Origin of the sequence: Pantoea sp. B566 (genome assembly GCF_024793925.1) — a bacterium.
In the GTDB taxonomy this organism is placed as follows: Bacteria; Pseudomonadota; Gammaproteobacteria; order Enterobacterales; family Enterobacteriaceae; genus Pantoea; species Pantoea ananatis.
Window position 1 is genome coordinate 2,456,792 of record NZ_JANUQL010000003.1, and the last position, 20,785, is coordinate 2,477,576.

At 54.5% G+C, this 20,785-nt stretch carries 12 protein-coding genes; 1 reads left to right on the plus strand and 11 read right to left on the minus strand.

What is annotated here, in order from left to right; genetic code table 11:
- Positions 1–35: 35 nt before the first annotated feature.
- The 5 genes from malQ to glpE all read right to left on the minus strand — a co-directional run bounded on the left by malQ (position 36) and on the right by glpE (position 6,649).
- Entirely contained in the window at positions 36–2,108 is a 2,073-nt protein-coding gene (malQ, locus tag NYE92_RS13275) for a 4-alpha-glucanotransferase (RefSeq protein ID WP_014604844.1), read from the minus strand.
- Between the two features lie 9 nt (positions 2,109–2,117).
- Positions 2,118–4,523 carry a maltodextrin phosphorylase gene (gene malP, locus NYE92_RS13280; RefSeq protein WP_014604843.1) on the minus strand — a complete coding sequence of 802 codons (2,406 nt, stop codon included), beginning with the start codon at positions 4,521–4,523 and terminating at the stop codon, positions 2,118–2,120.
- Positions 4,524–4,676: 153 nt separating this feature from the next.
- A complete protein-coding gene (locus NYE92_RS13285; protein ID WP_013027531.1) occupies positions 4,677–5,435 on the minus strand; it encodes a DeoR/GlpR family transcriptional regulator in 759 nt (252 codons plus the stop codon).
- Between the two features lie 39 nt (positions 5,436–5,474).
- Complete coding sequence (glpG, locus tag NYE92_RS13290; protein ID WP_013027532.1) at positions 5,475–6,293, minus strand: rhomboid family intramembrane serine protease GlpG; 819 nt, start codon at positions 6,291–6,293, stop codon at positions 5,475–5,477.
- A gap of 29 nt (positions 6,294–6,322) precedes the next feature.
- Positions 6,323–6,649, minus strand: coding sequence for a thiosulfate sulfurtransferase GlpE (glpE, locus tag NYE92_RS13295; protein ID WP_014604842.1), 327 nt, complete (start codon positions 6,647–6,649; stop codon positions 6,323–6,325).
- A 226-nt stretch (positions 6,650–6,875) separates the two neighbouring features.
- Here glpE and glpD point away from each other — a divergent pair, with 226 nt between their 5' ends.
- Entirely contained in the window at positions 6,876–8,381 is a 1,506-nt protein-coding gene (glpD, locus tag NYE92_RS13300) for a glycerol-3-phosphate dehydrogenase (RefSeq protein WP_014604841.1), read from the plus strand.
- Positions 8,382–9,286: 905 nt separating this feature from the next.
- Here glpD and glgP read toward each other — a convergent pair.
- The 6 genes from glgP to asd form a co-directional block, all read right to left on the minus strand.
- The gene (gene glgP / locus NYE92_RS13305; RefSeq protein WP_013027535.1) at positions 9,287–11,734 is read right to left on the minus strand and encodes a glycogen phosphorylase; all 2,448 of its coding nucleotides are present in this window, start codon (positions 11,732–11,734) and stop codon (positions 9,287–9,289) included.
- 18 nt (positions 11,735–11,752) lie between these two features.
- Positions 11,753–13,186: a glycogen synthase GlgA gene (gene glgA / locus NYE92_RS13310; protein WP_014604840.1), complete on the minus strand. Its 1,434-nt coding sequence runs from the start codon at positions 13,184–13,186 to the stop codon at positions 11,753–11,755.
- A 63-nt stretch (positions 13,187–13,249) separates the two neighbouring features.
- A complete protein-coding gene (gene glgC / locus NYE92_RS13315; protein ID WP_014604839.1) occupies positions 13,250–14,542 on the minus strand; it encodes a glucose-1-phosphate adenylyltransferase in 1,293 nt (430 codons plus the stop codon).
- A gap of 13 nt (positions 14,543–14,555) precedes the next feature.
- Positions 14,556–16,535, minus strand: coding sequence for a glycogen debranching protein GlgX (gene glgX / locus NYE92_RS13320; protein ID WP_167310104.1), 1,980 nt, complete (start codon positions 16,533–16,535; stop codon positions 14,556–14,558).
- Positions 16,532–18,715: a 1,4-alpha-glucan branching enzyme gene (gene glgB / locus NYE92_RS13325; protein WP_015699381.1), complete on the minus strand. Its 2,184-nt coding sequence runs from the start codon at positions 18,713–18,715 to the stop codon at positions 16,532–16,534. Before glgB ends, glgX begins: the two co-directional genes overlap by 4 nt.
- 890 nt (positions 18,716–19,605) lie before the next feature.
- The gene (gene asd, locus NYE92_RS13330; protein ID WP_013027540.1) at positions 19,606–20,715 is read right to left on the minus strand and encodes an aspartate-semialdehyde dehydrogenase; all 1,110 of its coding nucleotides are present in this window, start codon (positions 20,713–20,715) and stop codon (positions 19,606–19,608) included.
- Positions 20,716–20,785 lie beyond the last annotated feature (70 nt).

The following is a 20,785-nucleotide window of genomic DNA, read 5'->3' on the forward strand; positions in this document are numbered from 1 at the left end:
TTTACGCGCGACAGCCCGGCTGTCGCGCGCATCCGTTATCCTGCCTTGCGTCGTTTAGTCACGGTTTCCAGCAGTTTATTCACGTTATCGTCGGCAAAAATGCGTTCCAGCGGCTGCGCGAGCTTGCGCCGCCAGTTGGGATATTGATCGACCGTACCCGGCACATTCACCGGCGTCGTCATCCCCAGCCAGTCTTCCGGCTGTAGCCCCAGCAGCGCACTGTTCGTGTCCGCCAGAAAACGGTGAACGGACTGATTCAGTTCGGCCGTCATCGCCAGAGCATCCGCCCGCTTTGCGCTGCGCGACGGTACGGCTCCCGCTTTATGCAGAGCATCCAGTAAGGCCTGTTTTTGCTTCATCCGCTGCTGCTGCAGGTTCTGTACCGTTTGCCCGTCTGGATAAAGCCCGATTTTCTCGCCAAGCTCTAAATCACCTGCACTCCAGAAGCCGGTCAACGTGGGAAGATCGTGCGTACTGGCGCTGGCAATGGACTGGCGTGGATAGGCCTGGGGGGCACGGTAAGTCCCCTGTTTTTCCTGCTCAAACCACAAGACTTTCCAGGAAAACACGCCGCTGTCGCGCAGCAGGCTGACGATCTCTTTAGGTACCGTACCGAGATCCTCACCAATCACCATACAGCGCAAACGCTGGCTTTCCAGCGCCAGAATGCCAAGCAGATCGTGCACAGGGTAAGCGACGTAGGCGCCTTTATCCGCCGTTTCACCTGCCGGAACCCACCAGAGGCGCAGCAGAGCCATGACGTGGTCAATACGCAGCGCCCCGCAGTCACGCATATTGGCGCGCAGGATATCAATAAATGGTTGATAGCCCCTGGCCTGCAATACGTGAGGATCCATTGGCGGCAGCCCCCAGTTTTGCCCCAACGGCCCCAGCCTGTCAGGCGGCGCGCCAATTGATGCCTTAAGGCGGTACAGCTCCGGATCGTGCCAGGTTTCGGCACTGCCTTCGGCCACACCGACCGCTAAATCACGATACAGCCCCACGCTCATGCCCAGCGCCTGGCTCCGTGCCCAACACTGAGAGAACTGCTGCTGTGCCAGCCACTGTAACCACTGCCAGAAGGCAATCTCATCCGCGTGCTGCGCGCACCAATCCTGAACGTCAGAAGACTGACTGTTACGCCAGCGCTCAGGCCAGGCCGGCCAGCCCGCGTGCGTGGCACCTTTCCCCTGCATTTCAGCCTGCAGACCCTCATAGGCCGCCTGATAGCGCAGGCTGTCGCCCCCCTGCTGGATGAAATCCGCAAACTGCTGCTTCTGTGCGTCTTGCGCATCGCGCGACTGGAACCGGGCCCAGCCGTGACGTAATGCCGTAATTTTCAGTGCCATAACCGCGTCATAATCCACCCATTCGCTTTCACGGGCTTGCTTTAACGCCTTTTGGGTTTTGGCACTTTTCCACCACTTCTGACCCGCGCTGCTTTGTTGGAAATCGGCAACCTGTGCCACATCGATGTAAATAATATTCAGCCAGCGGCGCGATGAAGGGCTGTAGGGGCTGGCAAAAGCGGGGCTGGACGGATAGAGCGCATGCAACGGGTTCAGGCCAACAAAGTCGCCGCCGCGTGCGGCAAGCTGCTCCAGCAACATTTCCAGATCGCCAAAATCACCGATGCCCCAGTTTTTCTCTGAACGCACGGTATAAAGCTGCACCAGCGCCCCCCAGCGTTTCTCTCCGGCGCGCAAGGCCGGTGGCAGATAACAACGGCGCGGTGTCACGATCACACGCGTCTGCCACTCACGCTTGCCCTTGCTCAAGGTCAGCTGGTGATAACCCTGCCCCAGAGGCGAAGGCAGTTTAAAGGGCGCACCGCCTTCGAGGGTTCCGCTAAGGGTTTTGCCTTTCTCTGTCTGCAACTGCCAGCGGAAGCTGCCGTCCATCTGAGGCGTCAGCTCGCGTTTACGGTTACCGCTAAAAACCACAACGGGGGGCAGCGGAGATTTACCGGCTTTCTGTGGGTTTTCCATTATGCCCAGTAAGGCGCGTTTGGTATCATCGCTGATGGCTTCAGGTTCACCGTTCGCATCGAAATACGTGAGCGCTATTCCCGCCGCCTGGGCGGCTTTATCAAGTGAAGTGGATTTCATCGCAATTCCTTAGCGTTGCGCCTGCCAGATGCGCTGTTGATAGTCCCGAATCGACCGATCCGAACTAAAAATACCGGTTCGCGCCGTGTTGAGAATGGCGGCGCGCGTCCAGGCTTCCCGATCGCGCCACAAGGCCTCAACCCGTTTCTGCGCATCGATATAGGCCTGATAATCCGCCAGCACCAGCCAGGGATCGCCATTTTTTGTCAGGCTATCCAACATTAGGTTGAATGCATGCTTATCGCCATGACTGAACGTTCCTTTTTTCAGTGATCTCAACAGTTCATCCAGTTCCTTGTTGTGCTTACGGACTTTTTGCGGTTTGTAGCCTCCGGCCTTGAGGGCTTTAACGTCATCCACGGTATTGCCAAAAATAAAGATATTTTCTGCCCCTACCTGCTCCGCAATTTCCACGTTGGCGCCATCCAGCGTGCCGATAGTCAGCGCGCCATTCAGTGCAAGTTTCATGTTGCCGGTGCCGGAAGCTTCATAGCCTGCGGTGGAAATCTGCTCTGACAGATCGGCGGCGGGAATCAGGTATTCGGCGGCCGTGATGCGGTAATCCGGAATAAAGACCACCTTCAGCTTGTCGCCGACAAGCGGATCGTTGTTCACCACCTCTGCCACCTTGTTAATGGCATAGATAATGTTCTTTGCCAGGTAGTAGCCTGGTGCCGCCTTTGCCCCAAACAGAAACACTCTGGGGATGATACTGGCGTCATTGGGGTTGTCGCGGACGTTTTTATAGCAGTGCAGAATATGGAGCAGACCCAGATGCTGACGTTTATATTCATGTAGCCGCTTAATCTGCACGTCAAAAATCGCGTTTGGATTAACCACAATGCCGGTGTGCTGAGCAATATAGGTGGCTAACCGCGCTTTGTTGTGTTGCTTAACCGCGCGAAAACGCTCACGGAAAACGGGATCGTCGGCGTAAGGCTCAAGGCCCTGCAGCGCGGTCAGGTTGTTGACCCATTCACGCTTCAGGGTGTCATCAATCAGGCCAGCCAGCGCAGGATTGCACTGCTTTATCCAGCGGCGCGGCGTAATGCCGTTGGTGACATTATGAAACTTCTGCGGCCAGAGCTGATGGTACTCGGGAAAAAGATCCGTCACGACCAGCCCGGAATGCAGGGCCGCCACGCCATTCACCGCAAAGCCACTGACAACGCAAAGATTAGCCATTCTGACCTGCCCCTCGGCGACCACAGCCAGTTTGTTCCAAAGCGCTTTGTCATCAGGCCAGCGCTGTTTAACCTGCTGTTTGAGGCGACGGTTGATCTCTTTGATGATCATCATGTGGCGCGGCAGCAGGCTGCGTATCAGCTTCTCATCCCAGCGCTCCAGAGCTTCGGGCATTAAGGTGTGATTGGTATAGGCAAACACGCGGCTGGTGATGTGCCAGGCCTCGTCCCAACTTAGCTGGTGCTCATCCAGCAGTAGGCGCAGCATCTCCGGAATGGCGATAGTGGGATGCGTATCGTTAAGCTGAATGACCTCAAAATCAGGCAGCGCATGAATGCTTCTCCCCGCCTGATGATGGCGACGCAGAATATCGGCCACCGCACAGGCACACTGAAAATACTGCTGCATCAGACGCAGGCGTTTGCCCTGTGGATGGTTATCATTGGGATAGAGCACTTTGGTCAGGCTGGCGGCATCAATCCCCTGCTTCTCAGCCTGCAAAAACTGACCGTCGTTGAACAGGGTCAGGTCAAAGGGATGCTCACTGGTCGCTTTCCACAGCCTCAACGGCAGGGTGACGCCATTGCGATAACCTGTTACCGGTAAATCCCAGGCTTCTCCACGAAGATAAATGGCGGGCTCCCACACTTTACGCCCGTCATCCTGCTTAATGACTTTTCCGCCCATCGCGACGCGGACATCCAGCGCGGCGTTATGCCGAAACCAGGGGTACGTCTCGCGCGCCCAGTCGTCGGGTTCCTCGACCTGTTTCCCCTCTGCAAAACGCTGGCGAAACAAACCGTACTGGTAGTTAAGCCCGTGCCCGGTAGCGGGCTGCCCAACCGTCGCCATTGAGTCCATGTAACAGGCAGCCAGCCTGCCCAGGCCACCGTTCCCCAATGCCGGATCAACTTCTTCTTCCAGTAATTCGCTTAACTCAACCTGGTATTCCGCCAGCAGGGATTTGACCTCGTCGTACCACCCCAGATTCATCAGGTTATTTCCTGTAAGGCGCCCCAGCAGAAACTCCATTGAGAGATAGTTAACGTGACGCTGGGGTTGCGCGCCCCGGACCGCCGGTTGGGCGTTGAGCAATTCGTTGACCGTGGCACTCAGTGCCTGCCACCACTGGTGCGGCGTCATTTGTTTTGCGGAGGAGAAACCAAGATGTTGCCAGTGGCGGGTTAACGCAGCCTGAAAACGGGATTTGTTGAATTTCTGCTGTGGCATATCACTCCCTTTTGTATCCATATGGGTAAAGCAAAAATGGAATGCGCATGGGCCAGCCATATTGCTGGCGGCCATGTTAATTAAATACGCGAGTGGAGAAAAAAGCGACAGGCAGGTTTGAAAAACGCCAGTGATCTGACTGGCGTGCAGGTCTCAGCAGAGTTCGAGGTGAACCTCATGCTGTTCAATAACTTTCATGATGCTGTTAGGCGGCATCTTATCGGTGTAGAGATAGTCGAGCTGGCTCATATTCCCCAGATTGACCATCGCGTTACGGCCAAATTTCGAGTGGTCTACCACCAACATGACACAGCGGGAGTTTTCGATGATGGCGCGTTTGGTACGGACTTCGTGGTAGTCAAACTCCAGCAGCGATCCGTCCATATCGATGCCGCTGATCCCGAGGATGCCGTAATCAAGACGAAACTGTGAAATAAAGTCCAGCGTCGCTTCCCCCATGACTGCGCCGTCACGCGTACGCACTTCTCCACCGGCGATAATGACCCTGAAGTCTGGCTTGCCCATCAACAGCATTGCCACGTTCAGGTTGTTGGTCACCACGCGTAAATCGCTATGGTTTAACAACGCATGTGCCACGGCTTCTGGTGTGGTACCGATATCGATAAACAGCGTCGCCCCGTCCGGTATCTGGCTGGCCACCCGCTGTGCGATACGCGCTTTTTCAGCTGACCACATCATCTTGCGATCCTGCCAGGCGGTATTCTCTGAACTGGAAGGCAAGGCCGCGCCGCCGTGGTGGCGCTGAATTTTATTTTGATCGGCAAGGTCGTTTAAATCACGACGAATCGTTTGTGGGCTGACCTCAAAATGATCGACCAGCTCCTCAGTACTGACATATCCCTGACGCCGAACCAGATCAATAATGGCGTCATGACGTTGCGTCTGCTTCACATTCCTCTCCTGTTTCGGGCTTATTCTTATTCGTTGTGACTACCGTTTACGCTTGCGTGTGTCGACAAACGCCATTGCCAGTCCGACAAGCAGGCCACCAACGTGTGCTGCGTTAGCGATAGCCAGACCAAATGCACCAAACCAGCCCACCACCAGCCAGACAAGTGCAAAGCCGATTAACCCACGCTCCAGATAAACACCGCTGTCGGGATCGCGTTCACCGCGCAGCCAGCAGTATCCCATCAGCGCATAGACCACACCGGACAGGCCGCCAAACCAGATACCGCTAAATTTCGACTGAAGCCAGCCGCTGAGCAGTGCAGAAATGATAAAAATAACAAAAAGCTTACCGCTGCCCAGACGTTTTTCTACGGCTCCACCGAGATACCACCACCACATCAGATTAAACAGGATGTGCAACAGTGAAAAGTGAAGTAGCACATGGCTAAACCAGCGCCAGATCTCAAAATGTTGATCGGCATCTGGCCACGCCAGCCAGTACATTACGGTACGATCGCCCAGTACCTGCATCAGCACAAATACCGCAATACAGGCAAACATAACCACCATGGTCAACGGCCCGGCACGCTCACGGATGTTTGCCCAGATATTGCTTCGCTCATAGCGCAACCCGCTGTCGGTTTTACCACTGTGCCAGCTTGCCGCCTGGTAGCGCGGATGGTTGGGATCGCGCACAAACTGCTGAAGTTCGTTTTCGACCATCGAAAGCTGGCTTTCATCATCCAGCATAATGACGTAATGACTTTCACGTTCAATACGCAATTTCACGCCGCGCGTTGCCATATAGTCAACAAAAGCCTGCGCCATGCGCGGCTGGTTAAATTGGGTAATGCGCATTACTCACTCTCCGTGTTACGCCTGACCAGTCACTCAGCGCCACTGGTCACCTGTTGAGGGAAGGCGGCGCGCCAGGCATCAAACCCGCCATCAATACTGTAAGCAGTGGTAAATCCCTGGGCGTGCAGATAATCCGCTGCACTTTTACTGCTGTTGCCGTGATAGCACATTACCAGCACCGGCAGACTTGTATCGGTTGAACTGATAAAATCATTAAGGTTGTTATTCGATAAATGCAAGGCGCCGTTGGCATGACCAAGAGCAAAACTTTGCGCATCGCGGATATCCACCATTACTGCGCCTTGTGCCAGCCGCTGTTGAGCCTGATGAACATCAATACATTGGTAAGTTTCCATGGTGTCTCTCATAACATCATCAAAATGACGTCTAGTGTAACCTGATAATCCTCACCAATAACCTGACAATCACTACGGCTATTCACCTTTGCGCCCAGATAATGTTATCCATATCACGCAAAATTGTTTTTAGGTGGTTAAATACTGGCATCAATGTTGGTTTGCGATTATGATTATGCTCGAAAACGAACATAAGTGAACTATTCCGAACATCGGAGGAGACAACGTGGAAACCAAAGACCTGATCGTTATCGGCGGCGGCATCAACGGTGCTGGCATCGCAGCAGACGCTGCAGGACGCGGACTGTCGGTGTTAATGCTAGAGGCGCGGGACCTGGCTTGCGCGACCTCTTCCGCCAGCTCAAAGCTGATTCACGGTGGCCTGCGCTACCTTGAACATTATGAATTCCGTCTGGTGAGCGAAGCGCTGGCCGAGCGCGAAGTGCTGTTAAAGATGGCACCCCATATCGCGTTCCCAATGCGCTTTCGCTTACCACACCGCCCGCATCTGCGTCCGGCGTGGATGATCCGTACCGGTCTGTTTATGTACGATCACTTGGGCAAGCGCACGAGTCTGCCGGGCAGTAAAAGCCTGAGCTTTGGTGCAGAGTCTGCACTTAAGCCTGAAATTAAGCGCGGTTTTGAGTATTCCGACTGCTGGGTGGACGATGCCCGAATGGTGGTACTCAATGCGCAGGAAGTGGTTAAACATGGTGGTGAGGTGCGTACCCGCACTCGCGTGACTCGCGCATGGCGTGAGAACGGCCTGTGGATGGTAGAAGCTGAGGATATCGACAGCGGCAAAACCTTCACCTGGCAGGCCAAAGGCCTGGTCAACGCCGCCGGTCCATGGGTTAAGCAGTTCTTCGACGATGGCCTGGAGCTGAAATCGCCTTACGGTATTCGCCTGATCAAAGGCAGCCATATTGTGGTGCCGCGCGTTCACAATGAGAAGCAGGCTTATATCCTGCAAAACGAAGATAACCGTATTGTGTTTGTCATTCCGTGGATGGATGAGTTTTCTATCATCGGCACCACCGACGTGGAATACAAAGGCGATCCGAAAAGCGTCGCTATTGATGATAATGAAATCGACTACATCCTGAAGGTGTACAACGGCCATTTCAAAAAGCAGCTGACGCCTGACGACATTGTGTGGACCTATTCCGGCGTGCGTCCGCTTTGTGATGACGAGTCCGATTCGCCGCAGGCGATCACTCGCGATTACACCCTGGATGTCCGCGATGACAACGGTCAGACACCGCTGCTGTCCGTTTTTGGTGGCAAATTGACGACTTACCGTAAGCTGGCCGAGCATGCGCTGGAGAAGCTGTCGAAGTATTATCCTGATGCGGGCGCAGCATGGACTAAAAACTGCGTGCTGCCCGGCGGTAATATTTCCGGCAGCAGCGACGATTACGCTGCCAGCCTGCGCCGCCGTTACCCGTTCATTACTGAAAACATGGCACGTCACTACGCCCGCACTTACGGTAGCAGCACCGAAGTGCTGCTTAAAGACGCGACATCGCTGGAAGACCTGGGTGAAAACTTCGGTCATGAGTTTTATGAGGCGGAGTTACGTTATCTTGTGCAGCATGAGTGGGTGCGTGAAGTGGATGATGCTATCTGGCGCCGTACCAAGCAAGGTATGTGGCTGAACGAAGCCCAGCAGGCACGCATTGCCGAATGGCTGGCGGCTAAGGCGAAGCCTACGCTGTCGCTGGCATCGTAGTCGCGCGTCAGCGCTGAAAGCGCGGTGCAACAGGTTGCGGCCTGTTGTGCCGTTTTTTTTGCCTGCGCGGCAACGTGTTGAGGTTCATTGCATGAACGTGGCTTTTGGTTGGTTGCCTGAGCGGCGTCCAGTTATGTAACTCTGAGAAGGTTTCGCTCGCCAGGCGGCGGGCAGTTTCAGTCCGCCCCGTGCGGGCGACCGACAAGGGGCCGCCAGTCGCCGCGGCCCCTTGACCCCAGGCTCCCGTCCTGCCCACCCGCCGCTGCGCGGTGCCTTCGCTGCTTCAGGATTTCTGCCGGACCGCCAGGACGCGCCGTCCCTGGCGCGGCCTGACTTTCGCCGACGTCCTGTCGGCTCATCCGGAAATCCTGCGTCCGCTCAGCGGGACGGGAAGGCCGGCCCACTCCCCCGCTTCAGTCTCTGGGTTAAGACCAACTTCCGTATCGCTTCAGGTGTCATAAAAGCATCCGCCCCATTAGTGTTCATTTTTTGTTTCATCAGAATTCCATTGCATGCTGTTAATAACAGACAAAACCAGCCTTTTGGAAAAACAGAAAATCTCACAGACGAGGGGTTTTCAGAAGGCATCCGCCGCGCTGAGGAAAGAACGGAGGCCAGGACGGCGCGGCACGGAAGCCGCGACGAGGACGGCTGCGCCAGGGATGGCGCATCCGGACGGTCCGTCAGGCCGCAGTGAGTGACGAAGGTACAGCGGCGGCTGCCGGACGCCGGGATTGTTAAGGGGCTGGCGCGAGCCCCTTAACCCGACCGCCTGCACGGACAGGCTGAAACTCCCCGGCGCCTGGTGGGCGGAACCTGCTCAATGCAAGACCGTGCCCCCACACCTGCCAGGTGCACAACCGTTGCGGGCGGAACCTGCTCAGAGCAGAAACGTTACCGCCAAACTACAACCTTACCGGCGAAATATTCCAAATCTCATCCGCATATTCCTGAATCGTACGGTCAGACGAGAAATAGCCCATGCCAGCAATGTTCATAGCCGCCCGGTGCTGCCAGACATCCGGCTGGCGATACAGTTCATCAACCTTATCCTGCGTATCCACATAGCTGCGGTAATCTGCCAACAGCTGATAGTGATCGCCGAAGTTGACCAGCAGGTCGAACAGATTACGGTAACGGCCGGGATCCTGCGGACTAAAGACGCCTGAGGCCAACTGAGTCAGCACCTGATGCAACTCTGCATCTTCTTCATAGTATTTACGCGGGTTATAACCTGCTTTACGCAAGGCTTCGACCTGCGGCGTTGTGTTACCAAAAATGAAGATGTTCTCTTTACCCACGTGCTCCAGCATTTCAACGTTGGCCCCGTCCAGCGTGCCGATAGTCAACGCGCCGTTGAGCGCAAATTTCATATTACTGGTACCCGATGCTTCGGTACCTGCCGTTGAAATCTGCTCAGAGAGATCGGCAGCAGGAATAATAATCTGCGCCAGACTCACGCTGTAGTTAGGAATAAATACGACCTTAAGTTTGTTTTTAACCTGAGGATCGTTGTTGATGACCTTAGCCACATCGTTAATCAGATGAATAATGTGCTTGGCAACGTAGTAAGCGGACGCGGCTTTACCTGCAAAAATGTTAACACGCGGCACCCACTCGGCGTCCGGATCGGCTTTGATGCGGTTGTAGCGCGTAATCACGTGCAAAACGTTAAGCAACTGGCGCTTGTACTCATGGATGCGCTTAATCTGTACGTCAAACAGCGCGTTAGGATCGATAACGACATCCAGATTCTTCGCCACCCAGATCGCCAGACGTTTTTTGTTTTCCAGCTTGGCTTCGGCCACTTTCTCAATAAACGCAGGATAATCAACACAGCTTTTGAGTTCACTGAGCTGGCTTAGATCGGTGCGCCAGTTACGGCCAATTTGTTCGTCCAGTAATTCTGACAGTGGCGGATTAGCCAGCGCCAGCCAGCGACGTGGCGTTACGCCGTTGGTTTTGTTACAGAATCGGCCTGGGAACAGCCGCGAGAAATCGGCAAACAGGGACTGAACCATCAGGTTCGAGTGCAGTTCAGAAACGCCGTTAACCTTATGACTGACAACAACAGCCAGCCAGGCCATACGTACCCGACGCCCGTCGTTCTCGTCGATGATCGAAATACGCGACAGCAGATCCCAGTCGTCTGGATAGTATTCCTGAATCGTTTTAAGGAAAAAGTCGTTGATTTCAAAGATGATGCTCAGATGACGCGGCAGGATCTTACCGATCATGTCTACCGGCCAGGTTTCCAGGGCTTCAGTCATTAACGTGTGGTTGGTGTAAGAGAACACCTGGCAGCACACATCAAACGCATCATCCCAGGTGAATTTATGCTCATCAATCAACAACCGCATCAGCTCAGGAATCGCTAACACCGGATGTGTGTCATTAAGGTGAATGGCGATTTTATCAGCCAGATTGTTCCAGGTGCGGTGCATCATCCAGTGGCGATTCAGGATATCCTGCACGGTAGCTGACACCAGGAAGTACTCCTGACGCAAACGAAGCTCACGCCCGGAATAGGTCGAGTCATCGGGATAAAGCACGCGCGACACGTTTTCTGAGTGGTTTTTATCTTCCACAGCCGCAAAATAGTCACCTTGGTTGAATTTACCCAGGTTGATTTCGTTACTGGCCTGCGCGCCCCACAAACGTAACGTATTGGTCGAGTCAGTGTCGTAGCCAGGGATAATTTGATCGTAGGCCATAGCGAGAATTTCTTCGGTTTCCAGCCAGCGCACTTTGGCACCTTCGTGCTGAACGCGGCCACCGAAGCGAACTTTATAACGGGTGTTAAAGCGCTGAAACTCCCACGGGTTACCGTATTCCAGCCAGTAATCCGGAGACTCTTTCTGCTCGCCGTCCACAATATTTTGTTTGAACATGCCGTAATCATAGCGGATGCCGTAGCCGCGTCCGGGCATGCCCAGCGTAGCCAGAGAATCCAGGAAGCAGGCGGCAAGACGGCCTAAACCCCCGTTGCCCAGGCCGGGATCGTTCTCTTCTTCCATGAGTTCGGCCAGATCGAGGCCCATTTCGTCCAGTGCCAGATTGAGATCGTCGTAGATCCCCATGGCCAGTAGCGCATTGCCCAACGTGCGGCCCATCAGGAATTCCATCGACAGGTAATAAACCTGACGCACATCCTGGGAAAGTTGAGCACGATTAGAACGCAGCCAGCGCTCTACCATGCGATCGCGCACGGCAAGCAACGCGGCGTTGAGCCATTCATGTTTGTTCGCAATCGAAGGGTCTTTACCAATGGTGAACATCAGTTTGTAAGCGATTGAGTGCTTTAAGGCATCAACCGTCAACGTAGGTGAAGCGTAAGTGAATGGTGTATTCATTTTCTGTTTCCCAATCCGTTACAACAAACGTTGGTAAAGATCGCGGTAGGCTTGAGCGGCAACCTGCCAGCTAAAGTCCATTCCCATCGCCTGACGCTGCACATAACGCCACAGTGAAGGACGAGACCACAACACAAAAGCACGACGAATGGCCCTTAATAAGGACCAGGCATTACTGTCTTCGAAACTGAACCCACTGGCAATGCCATCCGCTAAATTTTCTAGCGAACTGTCGTTGACCGTATCCGCCAGCCCGCCCGTGCGGCGGACCAGTGGCAGCGTGCCGTATTTCAGTCCATAGAGCTGTGTCAGGCCGCAAGGCTCAAAACGGCTCGGTACCATAATGACATCGGCCCCACCAACGATGCGATGCGAGAATGCCTCGTGGTAGCCAATCTGCACGCCCACGCTGCCGGGATGTTCGGCGGCGGCGGCCAGAAAGCCCTGCTGCAGCTCAGCATCACCCTGTCCTAACAGCACCAGCTGTCCGCCCTGCGCCAGTAAACCCGGCAGCGCTTCCAGCACCAGATCCAGCCCTTTTTGCCGGGTCAGGCGGCTGATCACGGCAAACACCGGTGCTTTATCGTCAACCTTCAGTCCCATCGCAACCTGCAGCTGGCGCTTGTTTTCCGCTTTAGCTTCCAGCGTATCCCGGTTGTAGCGGGAGCTCAGCAACAGATCGTGAGAAGGATCCCAAATAGCCGGGTCCACGCCGTTCAGAACGCCGCTCAGGCGACCTTCACGCATACGCTGTGCCAGCAACGTTTCCATGCCATAGCCGTACTCTGGCGTCGTAATTTCACGCGCGTAAGTTGGGCTGACTGCCGTCACGTGGTCGGCGTAGAACAAGCCGGCCTTCAGGTAAGAGATCTGGCCAAAGAACTCCAGACCAAACATGTTAAAAAACGATTGTGGCAGCTGAATCTGATCCAAATGGTGCGCCGAAAAAAGCCCCTGATAAGCCAGGTTATGCACGGTGAAGACAGACTTAGCCGGACGGCCACGCGCCTCCAGATAAGCACACGTCAGACCCGCATGCCAGTCGTGTGCATGAACAATATCCGGTCGCCAGTAGCTATCCAGCCCGCAGCCTAACTCACAGCCCATCCACCCCAGTAAAGCAAAGCGCAAATAGTTGTCGACGTAGGCAAACTGCGATTCATCATGATAAGGACTGCCCGGCCGATCGTAGAGATCGGGAGCGTCGATAAGATAGATACCTACCCCATCGAATCGCCCAAAAAGCAGGCGCACCGGACCGGCAAAGGTTTGCAGTTCCGCAACCACCTGCGTATCGGGTATTCCTTTACGTAATGCAGGAAACGCGGGTAACAACACACGCGTATCTGTTCCACCCGCAATTTGTGCCTGAGGTAATGCTCCGACTACATCAGCCAGCCCGCCCGTTTTCAGCAGCGGGAAAAGTTCTGAACAGACATGTAAAACCTGCATCCTCGACCTCATTAAGTTACCAGGCACGATCCTCGTGCCGATGGGTTGTGTGCCGCTTGTCGTTTATGATCCCGCGCTATTTAGTTTGGCCAGCATGGCGCGCGTAACCAGTACAATGCCTTCTTCTGAACGGAAAAACCGGCGGCTGTCTTCATCAGGGTTTTCACCAATCACCATCCCTTCTGGCAGCACACAGGCGCGGTCAATGACGCAGCGGCGCAGACGACAGGATCGGCCGACTACCACATCAGGTAGCAGTACCGTTGAATCGATATTGCAAAATGAGTTCACCCGCACGCGGGAAAACATGACCGAATTCACCACCACCGATCCCGAGATAATGCAGCCACCGGAGACCAGTGAGTTCATCGTCATACCATGGCTGCCGGAACGGTCCTGAACAAACTTTGCCGGTGGCAAAGGTTCCATGTGCGTCCGAATCGGCCAGGTGCTGTCGTACATGTCCAGCTCGGGTGTAACAGAGGCTAAATCAAGGTTGGCGCGCCAGTAGGCTTCCAGCGTACCCACATCCCGCCAGTAGGGCGGTGCCTCGTGATCGTTTTGCACACAAGAGATCGCAAACGAATGGGCGTAGCCCTCTCCACTCGCGACCACTTTTGGCAGAATATCTTTGCCGAAATCGTGGCTTGAACCTGCTTCATGCAGGTCGGCTTCCAGCAAGCCATAGAGGTATTCGGCGTCGAAGACATAAATTCCCATACTGGCCAGCGATTTGGTGTCATCGCCCGGCATTGTCGGTGGCTTCGGCGGCTTCTCTACGAAATCGATTACTTTATTGTTTTCGTCGACGGCCATCACACCAAATGCGGTCGCCTCATGCACCGGCACGGGCAGACAGGCGATGGTGCATCGCGCATCGTTCAGCACGTGGTCCAGCAACATCCTTGAGTAATCCATCTTATAGATATGATCACCGGCCAGGATGACGACGTACTGCGCGCCATAGCGTCGGATAACGTCAAGGTTCTGTGTTACTGCATCCGCTGTTCCGCGATACCATTGCTCCGTCGAGAAGCGCTGCTGCGCAGGTAGCAGGTCAACAAATTCATTCATCTCTTCGTTGAAGATAGACCAACCACGCTGAATATGTTGAGTTAACGTATGAGACTGGTATTGCGTAATGACCCCAATGCGGCGAATCCCTGAGTTCACACAGTTGGAAAGTGCAAAGTCGATAATGCGGAATTTGCCACCAAAGTGAACGGCGGGCTTGGCACGCTTAGCGGTAAGATCGACCAGACGCGTACCGCGTCCACCAGCCAGTACAAGGGCAACGGTTTGTGTAGGGAGCTGGCGCGCCAGCATGAGATGTTCTGCTCTTTCTAATTTGACCATGTCTGACTCCTTATCATTGCTTTTGGAACACACACACAGCGTGTGCGGGACCATGCCAGACAGTTAACCGGATGGGGTGACATTCCCCGGTGAAAGGAGGAAGGACGTGCCATTCTCCGTCTGGTAAGGCGATATCACATATCGAATCTGTCGCATTTATTGTTATTAACCAGCGGTCTGAAAGCAGAATCTGCAGGCTACACATGCCCTGCTTCCAGCCAGCTTCATCTACGGGATTACCCTGGGCGTCCAGCCACTGGACATTGCCGTCATCGTTCTGCCACCAGCGATCTGCTGTGAGTGCAGGAATTCGCTTGCGCAGTTGAATCAGCGACGCCGTAAAATCGACCAGCGCTTTTTCGTCATCGTGCCAGTTGAGCCAGCTCAGAGGATTGTCCTGGCAATACGCATTGTTATTGCCCTGCTGACTTTGACCCCGTTCGTCTCCCGCCAGCAGCATGGGCGTTCCCTGAGAAAGCAGCAGCGTGGTCAGCAGCCCTTGCATGCTGCGGCGCCGGCGCTGCGCCACCTCCGCACTGCTCTCCAGACCTTCTGTACCATGATTGTGGCTATAGTTGTTACCGTGCCCGTCACGGTTTTCTTCACCGTTAACTTCGTTATGTTTATTGTTGAAACTCACGAGGTCGCGTAGGGTAAAACCATCGTGAGCGGTAATCAGATTGATGGTCGCGTGCGGCCTGCGATCGTCATGCTGAAAAAGGTCGCTTGACGCGGCAAACCGGCAGGCAAATTCCCCCAGGCTGACGTCACCATGCAGCCATGCGCGCCGGGTCGTATCGCGAAATTGATCGTTCCATTCTGCAAAGGGCGCAGGAAAATTGCCTACCTGATAACCACCTGGACCGATATCCCAGGGCTCGGCGATCAGTTTGACTTTTGACAGTATCGGACAGGCGCGGATGGCCTCAAACAGAGCCGCATCGCGGTGATAATCCGGTTCGCGACCCAGCACCGGCGCAAGATCAAAGCGGAAACCATCGACGTGACAGACGCGCACCCAGTAGCGCAGCGCCTCCAGCGTCCAGTTCATTACCTGCGGATGGTTGAGGTTCAGGGTATTGCCGCAGCCGGTCCAGTTGTGATAATCGCCCTGTTCGTCCAGCCAGTAATAGCTGGCGTTATCAATGCCGCGAAAGGAAAGCGTCGGTCCGGTGTCATCCAGTTCCGCCGTGTGGTTAAACACCACATCCAGCAACACCTCAATCCCGGCAGCGTGCAGACGCTTTACCGCCTGCTGAAACTCTTGCAGAGGAGACAGGCCATCCTGACCCGATGCATAGCGGGGATCGACAGCCCAGAGGGCAAAGGGGTTATAACCCCAGTAGTTAGTCAGTCCCAGGCGCAGCAGGCGAGGCTCGCTGGCGAACTGCGCAATGGGCAGGAGCTCAATGGCGGTGATGCCCATTTTCAGCAGGTAATCCACCATCACCGGATGGCCCAGAGCAGCATAGGTGCCGCGCAGGGGTTCGGGAATGCCGGGATGCAGCTGCGTCAGACCGCGGACATGCGCTTCGTAAATGACGCTATCGCCCCACGACGTGCGCGGCGGCACATCCCCTTGCCAGTCGAAATCGTCCGTCACGACAATGCTCTTGGGAGCGAGGGCGGCGTTATCACGACCATCAGGCTCGCCATACCCGCAGTGAAAGCGCGGATCGTCGGGGACATCGCCCTGCACTGCTCTGGCGCAGGGATCGATTAACAGTTTGGCAGGATTAAAAAAGTGCCCCTGCTGGGGCGCCCACGGCCCGTGTACCCGATAGCCATAACGCTGTCCGGGCTTGAGTCCGGGCAGATAGCCGTGCCAGATATCGCCGCTTCGCTCAGTGAGTTCAACGCGCTGCTCAAGGCCGTTCTCATCGAACAGGCACAGTTCAACACGCTCAGCGTGATGGGAAAACAGCGTAAAATTGACCCCTTTCCCATCGTAGCTGGCACCCAGCGGTTGGGGATGTCCGGCACGTAATATCATTCCCCCTCCCGCACGAACCATACCGTCGCCAGTGGCGGTAAATTCAGGCTCAGCGATTGCGGGCGGCCATGACTTTCCTGCTGATCGGTGTGCACCAGATGATTGCGCACGTCGCTGCCGTGGTATTCATGCTGGTCGGTATTAAGCACTTCGCGCCAGCTGCCCGCCTGGTTCACGCCGAAGCGATAGCCCGGACGCGGGACAGGGGTAAAGTTGCTGACAATAATCACTTCATTGCCATCGCGGTCGCGACGTACAAACGCAAAGACGGAATGCTCTGCATCATCAACAACCAGCCACTCAAACCCCGATGGATCGAAATCAAGCTGATGCAGGGAGGTGTAATGCTGATAGGTATGGTTCAGATCGCGCACCAGACGCTGAACGCCGTGATGCCAGTTGTCCTCACCTTCAAGCAGGTGCCAGTCAAGGCTGACATCGTGATTCCACTCTTTGCCCTGCGCAAATTCGTTGCCCATGAATAACAGCTTCTTACCCGGAAACGCCCACATCCAGCCGTAGTAGGCACGCAGGTTAGCGAATTTTTGCCAGGCATCTCCCGGCATGCGATCAAGAATAGAGCGTTTTCCGTGCACCACTTCATCGTGCGACAGCGGCAGGACGAAGTTTTCGCTGTAGTTGTACATGATGCCAAAGCTCATCAGATTATGATGGTAGCGGCGATGTACCGGGTCGAGTTTCATATAGTCCAGCGTGTCATGCATCCAGCCCAGGTTCCATTTGTACCAGAACCCCAGGCCGCCACCTTCAGGCGGTCGTGAAACACCAGGATAGTCTGTGGACTCTTCAGCCATCGTCACTGAACCTGGGGCGACATGTCCCAAAGTACGGTTGGTATAGCGCAGGAAATTAATGGCTTCGAGATTTTCGCGACCACCGTATTGATTGGGGATCCACTCGCCTTCGGCGCGGCTGTAATCACGATAGATCATTGAAGCCACCGCATCGACACGCAGGCCATCAATACCGAAGCGCTCCATCCAGTACAGTGCATTGCCTGCCAGGAAGTTACTGACTTCCCGACGGCCAAAGTTGTAAATCAGCGTATTCCAGTCCTGATGGTAACCTTCACGCGGATCGCTGTGCTCATACAGTTCGGTGCCATCAAACTTTGCCAGACCAAAATCATCGCTCGGGAAATGGCCTGGCACCCAGTCCAGTAACACATTCAGCCCTGCCGCATGGGCGCTGTCGATAAAGTAGCGGAAATCATCACGGGTACCGAAACGGCGGGTGGGCGCATACATACCGAGCGGCTGATAACCCCAACTGCCGTCAAACGGATGTTCGTTAATGGGCAGCAGCTCGATATGGGTAAACCCCATCTCTTTAACGTAAGGCACCAGCTGCTCAGCCAGCTCTTTGTAACTGAGCCAGAAGTTGTCATCAGTATGGCGACGCCACGATCCCAGATGCACTTCGTAGATAGAGATGGGTTTATCAAACTCATTTGCCGCCTTGCGTGAGGCCGACATCTCCACTTTTTCGGGCAGGCCGCAAATCATTGATGCGGTTTGCGGACGCATTTGTGCTTCAAACGCTAAAGGATCGGCCTTGATACGGAGCTGTCCATGGGCATCGATGATTTCAAATTTATAGAGTTGCCCGTTAACAGCGCCAGGAACAAACAGCTCCCAGACGCCCATTTCCTGACGCAGACGCATCGGATGACGACGGCCGTCCCAAAAGTTGAAATCACCGACAACCGATACGCGGCGTGCGTTAGGTGCCCAGACACAAAAACGCGTACCAATCACACCATCAATGACGTCGCCGTGGGCGCCCAGCGTTTCATAGGGCCGCAGGTGCGTGCCTTCTGCCAGCAGCCACAAGTCCATCTCTTGCAACAAAGGGCCAAAGCGGTAGGCATCATCAATGAGGTTCTGCTGGCCGTGCCAGTTAACCGCCAGTTGATAGCGAAACGGATTTTTACGACGAGGAACGACGCCACTGAAAAAACCACGAGAATCATCACACTTCAGTTGGACCAGTTTGCGTCCTGTTGAGGTTTCAATGACCCAGACTTCCAGGGCTTCCGGAAGCAGCGCACGCACTTCAAGACCATTTTCGGTTTTATGCATCCCCAGCAGTGAAAAGGGGTCGGAATAATTACCCGCAAAAAGGGCATTGATCGCCTGGCGATCGGGTAGCTCTGACATGACTTTCTTCCTGTGATAGTTGGCAGGCGAAAAGACCACGACGTCGTGTTATCGCAGGTCTGTTGCGCTGCTCTTCATTGAGCCATGAGTACAGCGGCGTGGGTGTCAAAACGAAACGCTCCTCACCACGCGCCTCCTTAAATCACAACCAGTTAGCATCAAGCCTGTCTGCTCAATGCAAAGCCCGTAGTACCGCCAGATGCCCATCCGGCAAGCCTCCAGACATTAAATAACTTTTACTTTCACGTGCAAGCCGGCCCTGGCTAAAAAAGGCAGTCATCACCTACATCATCTGATGTAAGGCCGTTTTTAAGAGAGAACACCCGCCTTTTATTTTTGCGAACCGCCCCGCAAAAAATTAAATTATATTAATGTATAACAGATTCGCGTTTCATCTTATTTAATAAAAACCGGCCACTTTTCGCTAAGAGCCCGCCATTCCGCTTAAGCCGTTCTTTTTTTCGGAAAGACCGGCCGGGAGGAGGACGTTTTACCGCCCCGCTGCTGCACCGCGTATCTCAGGCGCAGCCGGGTTTTAACGCAGAGCGAAGCCGCCAGCATCGCGGGTTAAGCGCTGCCAGTCAGATATGATTTATCCGCCTCATCGGTTGGATGGACATCGGTGAAAAACAGTGCCAGTACGTTCCTCGAAAAAATGTCTTTCCCATCTACAACAACCATTTAGTTAATAAAGTAAAACAGTTAACTCGCGGCGCACCCTTGTTAAATCATAGCTTGATGACAGCGGTTATAAGAGCAGATAAGCAAAAATTTATTTCTGGACAGGCAAAAAGGGGAAGCGGATCACTTAGCGATCGTAACAGTAGAACAATTTGCAGTGAATTGTGGGAATAAGACCGGACAAGTCCGGTCTTTTGATGCTTTCAGATTTAGTCGATGAGCAAACGCAACATGCGACGCAGCGGCTCGGCAGCGCCCCAAAGGAGCTGATCGCCGACAGTAAAGGCAGAAAGATATTCTGGCCCCATATTCAACTTGCGGAGACGTCCTACCGGTGTATTCAGCGTACCGGTCACGGCGGCTGGGGTGAGTTCACGCAGGGTGAGTTCACGATCGTTAGGCACCACTTTCACCCATTCATTGTGGGAAGCCAGCAGTTGCTCAATTTCCGCCAGCGGCAGGTCTTTTTTAAGCTTAAGCGTAAAGGCCTGGCTGTGGCAGCGCAGCGCGCCCACGCGGACGCACAGCCCGTCAACCGGAATGACGCGCGGGGTCGCCAGAATTTTGTTAGTTTCGGCCTGACCTTTCCACTCTTCGCGGCTCTGACCGTTTTCGAGTTGCTTGTCGATCCACGGAATCAGGCTGCCCGCCAACGGCACGCCAAAGTTATCCGTTGGCAGCGTACCAGAGCGGGTGAAATCCGTTACGCTTCGCTCAATATCCAGAATCGCCGAAGCCGGGTTTTGCAGAGAAGTCGCCACGTGATCGTGCAACATGCCCATCTGCGTCAGCAGTTCGCGCATATGACGCGCGCCGCCGCCGGATGCAGCCTGATAGGTTGCCACTGAGGCCCATTCCACCAAATCCTGTGCAAACAGACCGCCTAGCGACATTAACATCAGGCTGACGGTGCAGTTACCGCCAACAAAGGTTTTTACGCCGCTGTCGATGCCCTGACGAATAACCTGATGGTTAACCGGATCGAGAATAATGATGGCATCGTCTTTCATACGCAGCGTTGACGCCGCATCGATCCAGTAGCCATTCCAGCCGCTGGCGCGCAGTTTTGGATAGATCTCAGAGGTGTAGTCACCACCCTGACAGGTGATAATGATATCCAGCGCGTTCAACGCCTCAATATCAAAGGCATCCTGCAACGTACCCTGCTGCTTGCCTGCAAACGTCGGGGCCGCTTCACCGTGCTGCGAGGTGGAGAAGAAGACCGGATTGATCACATCAAAATCCCGTTCTTCGCTCATGCGGGACATCAGCACTGAGCCAACCATACCGCGCCAACCAACTAAACCTACATTCTTCATGTCATGTCCGTTTCAGGATGATAAACACCTGACTTTCTTATCGAAGGGAAAAGTGTCGTGGTACTCTCAC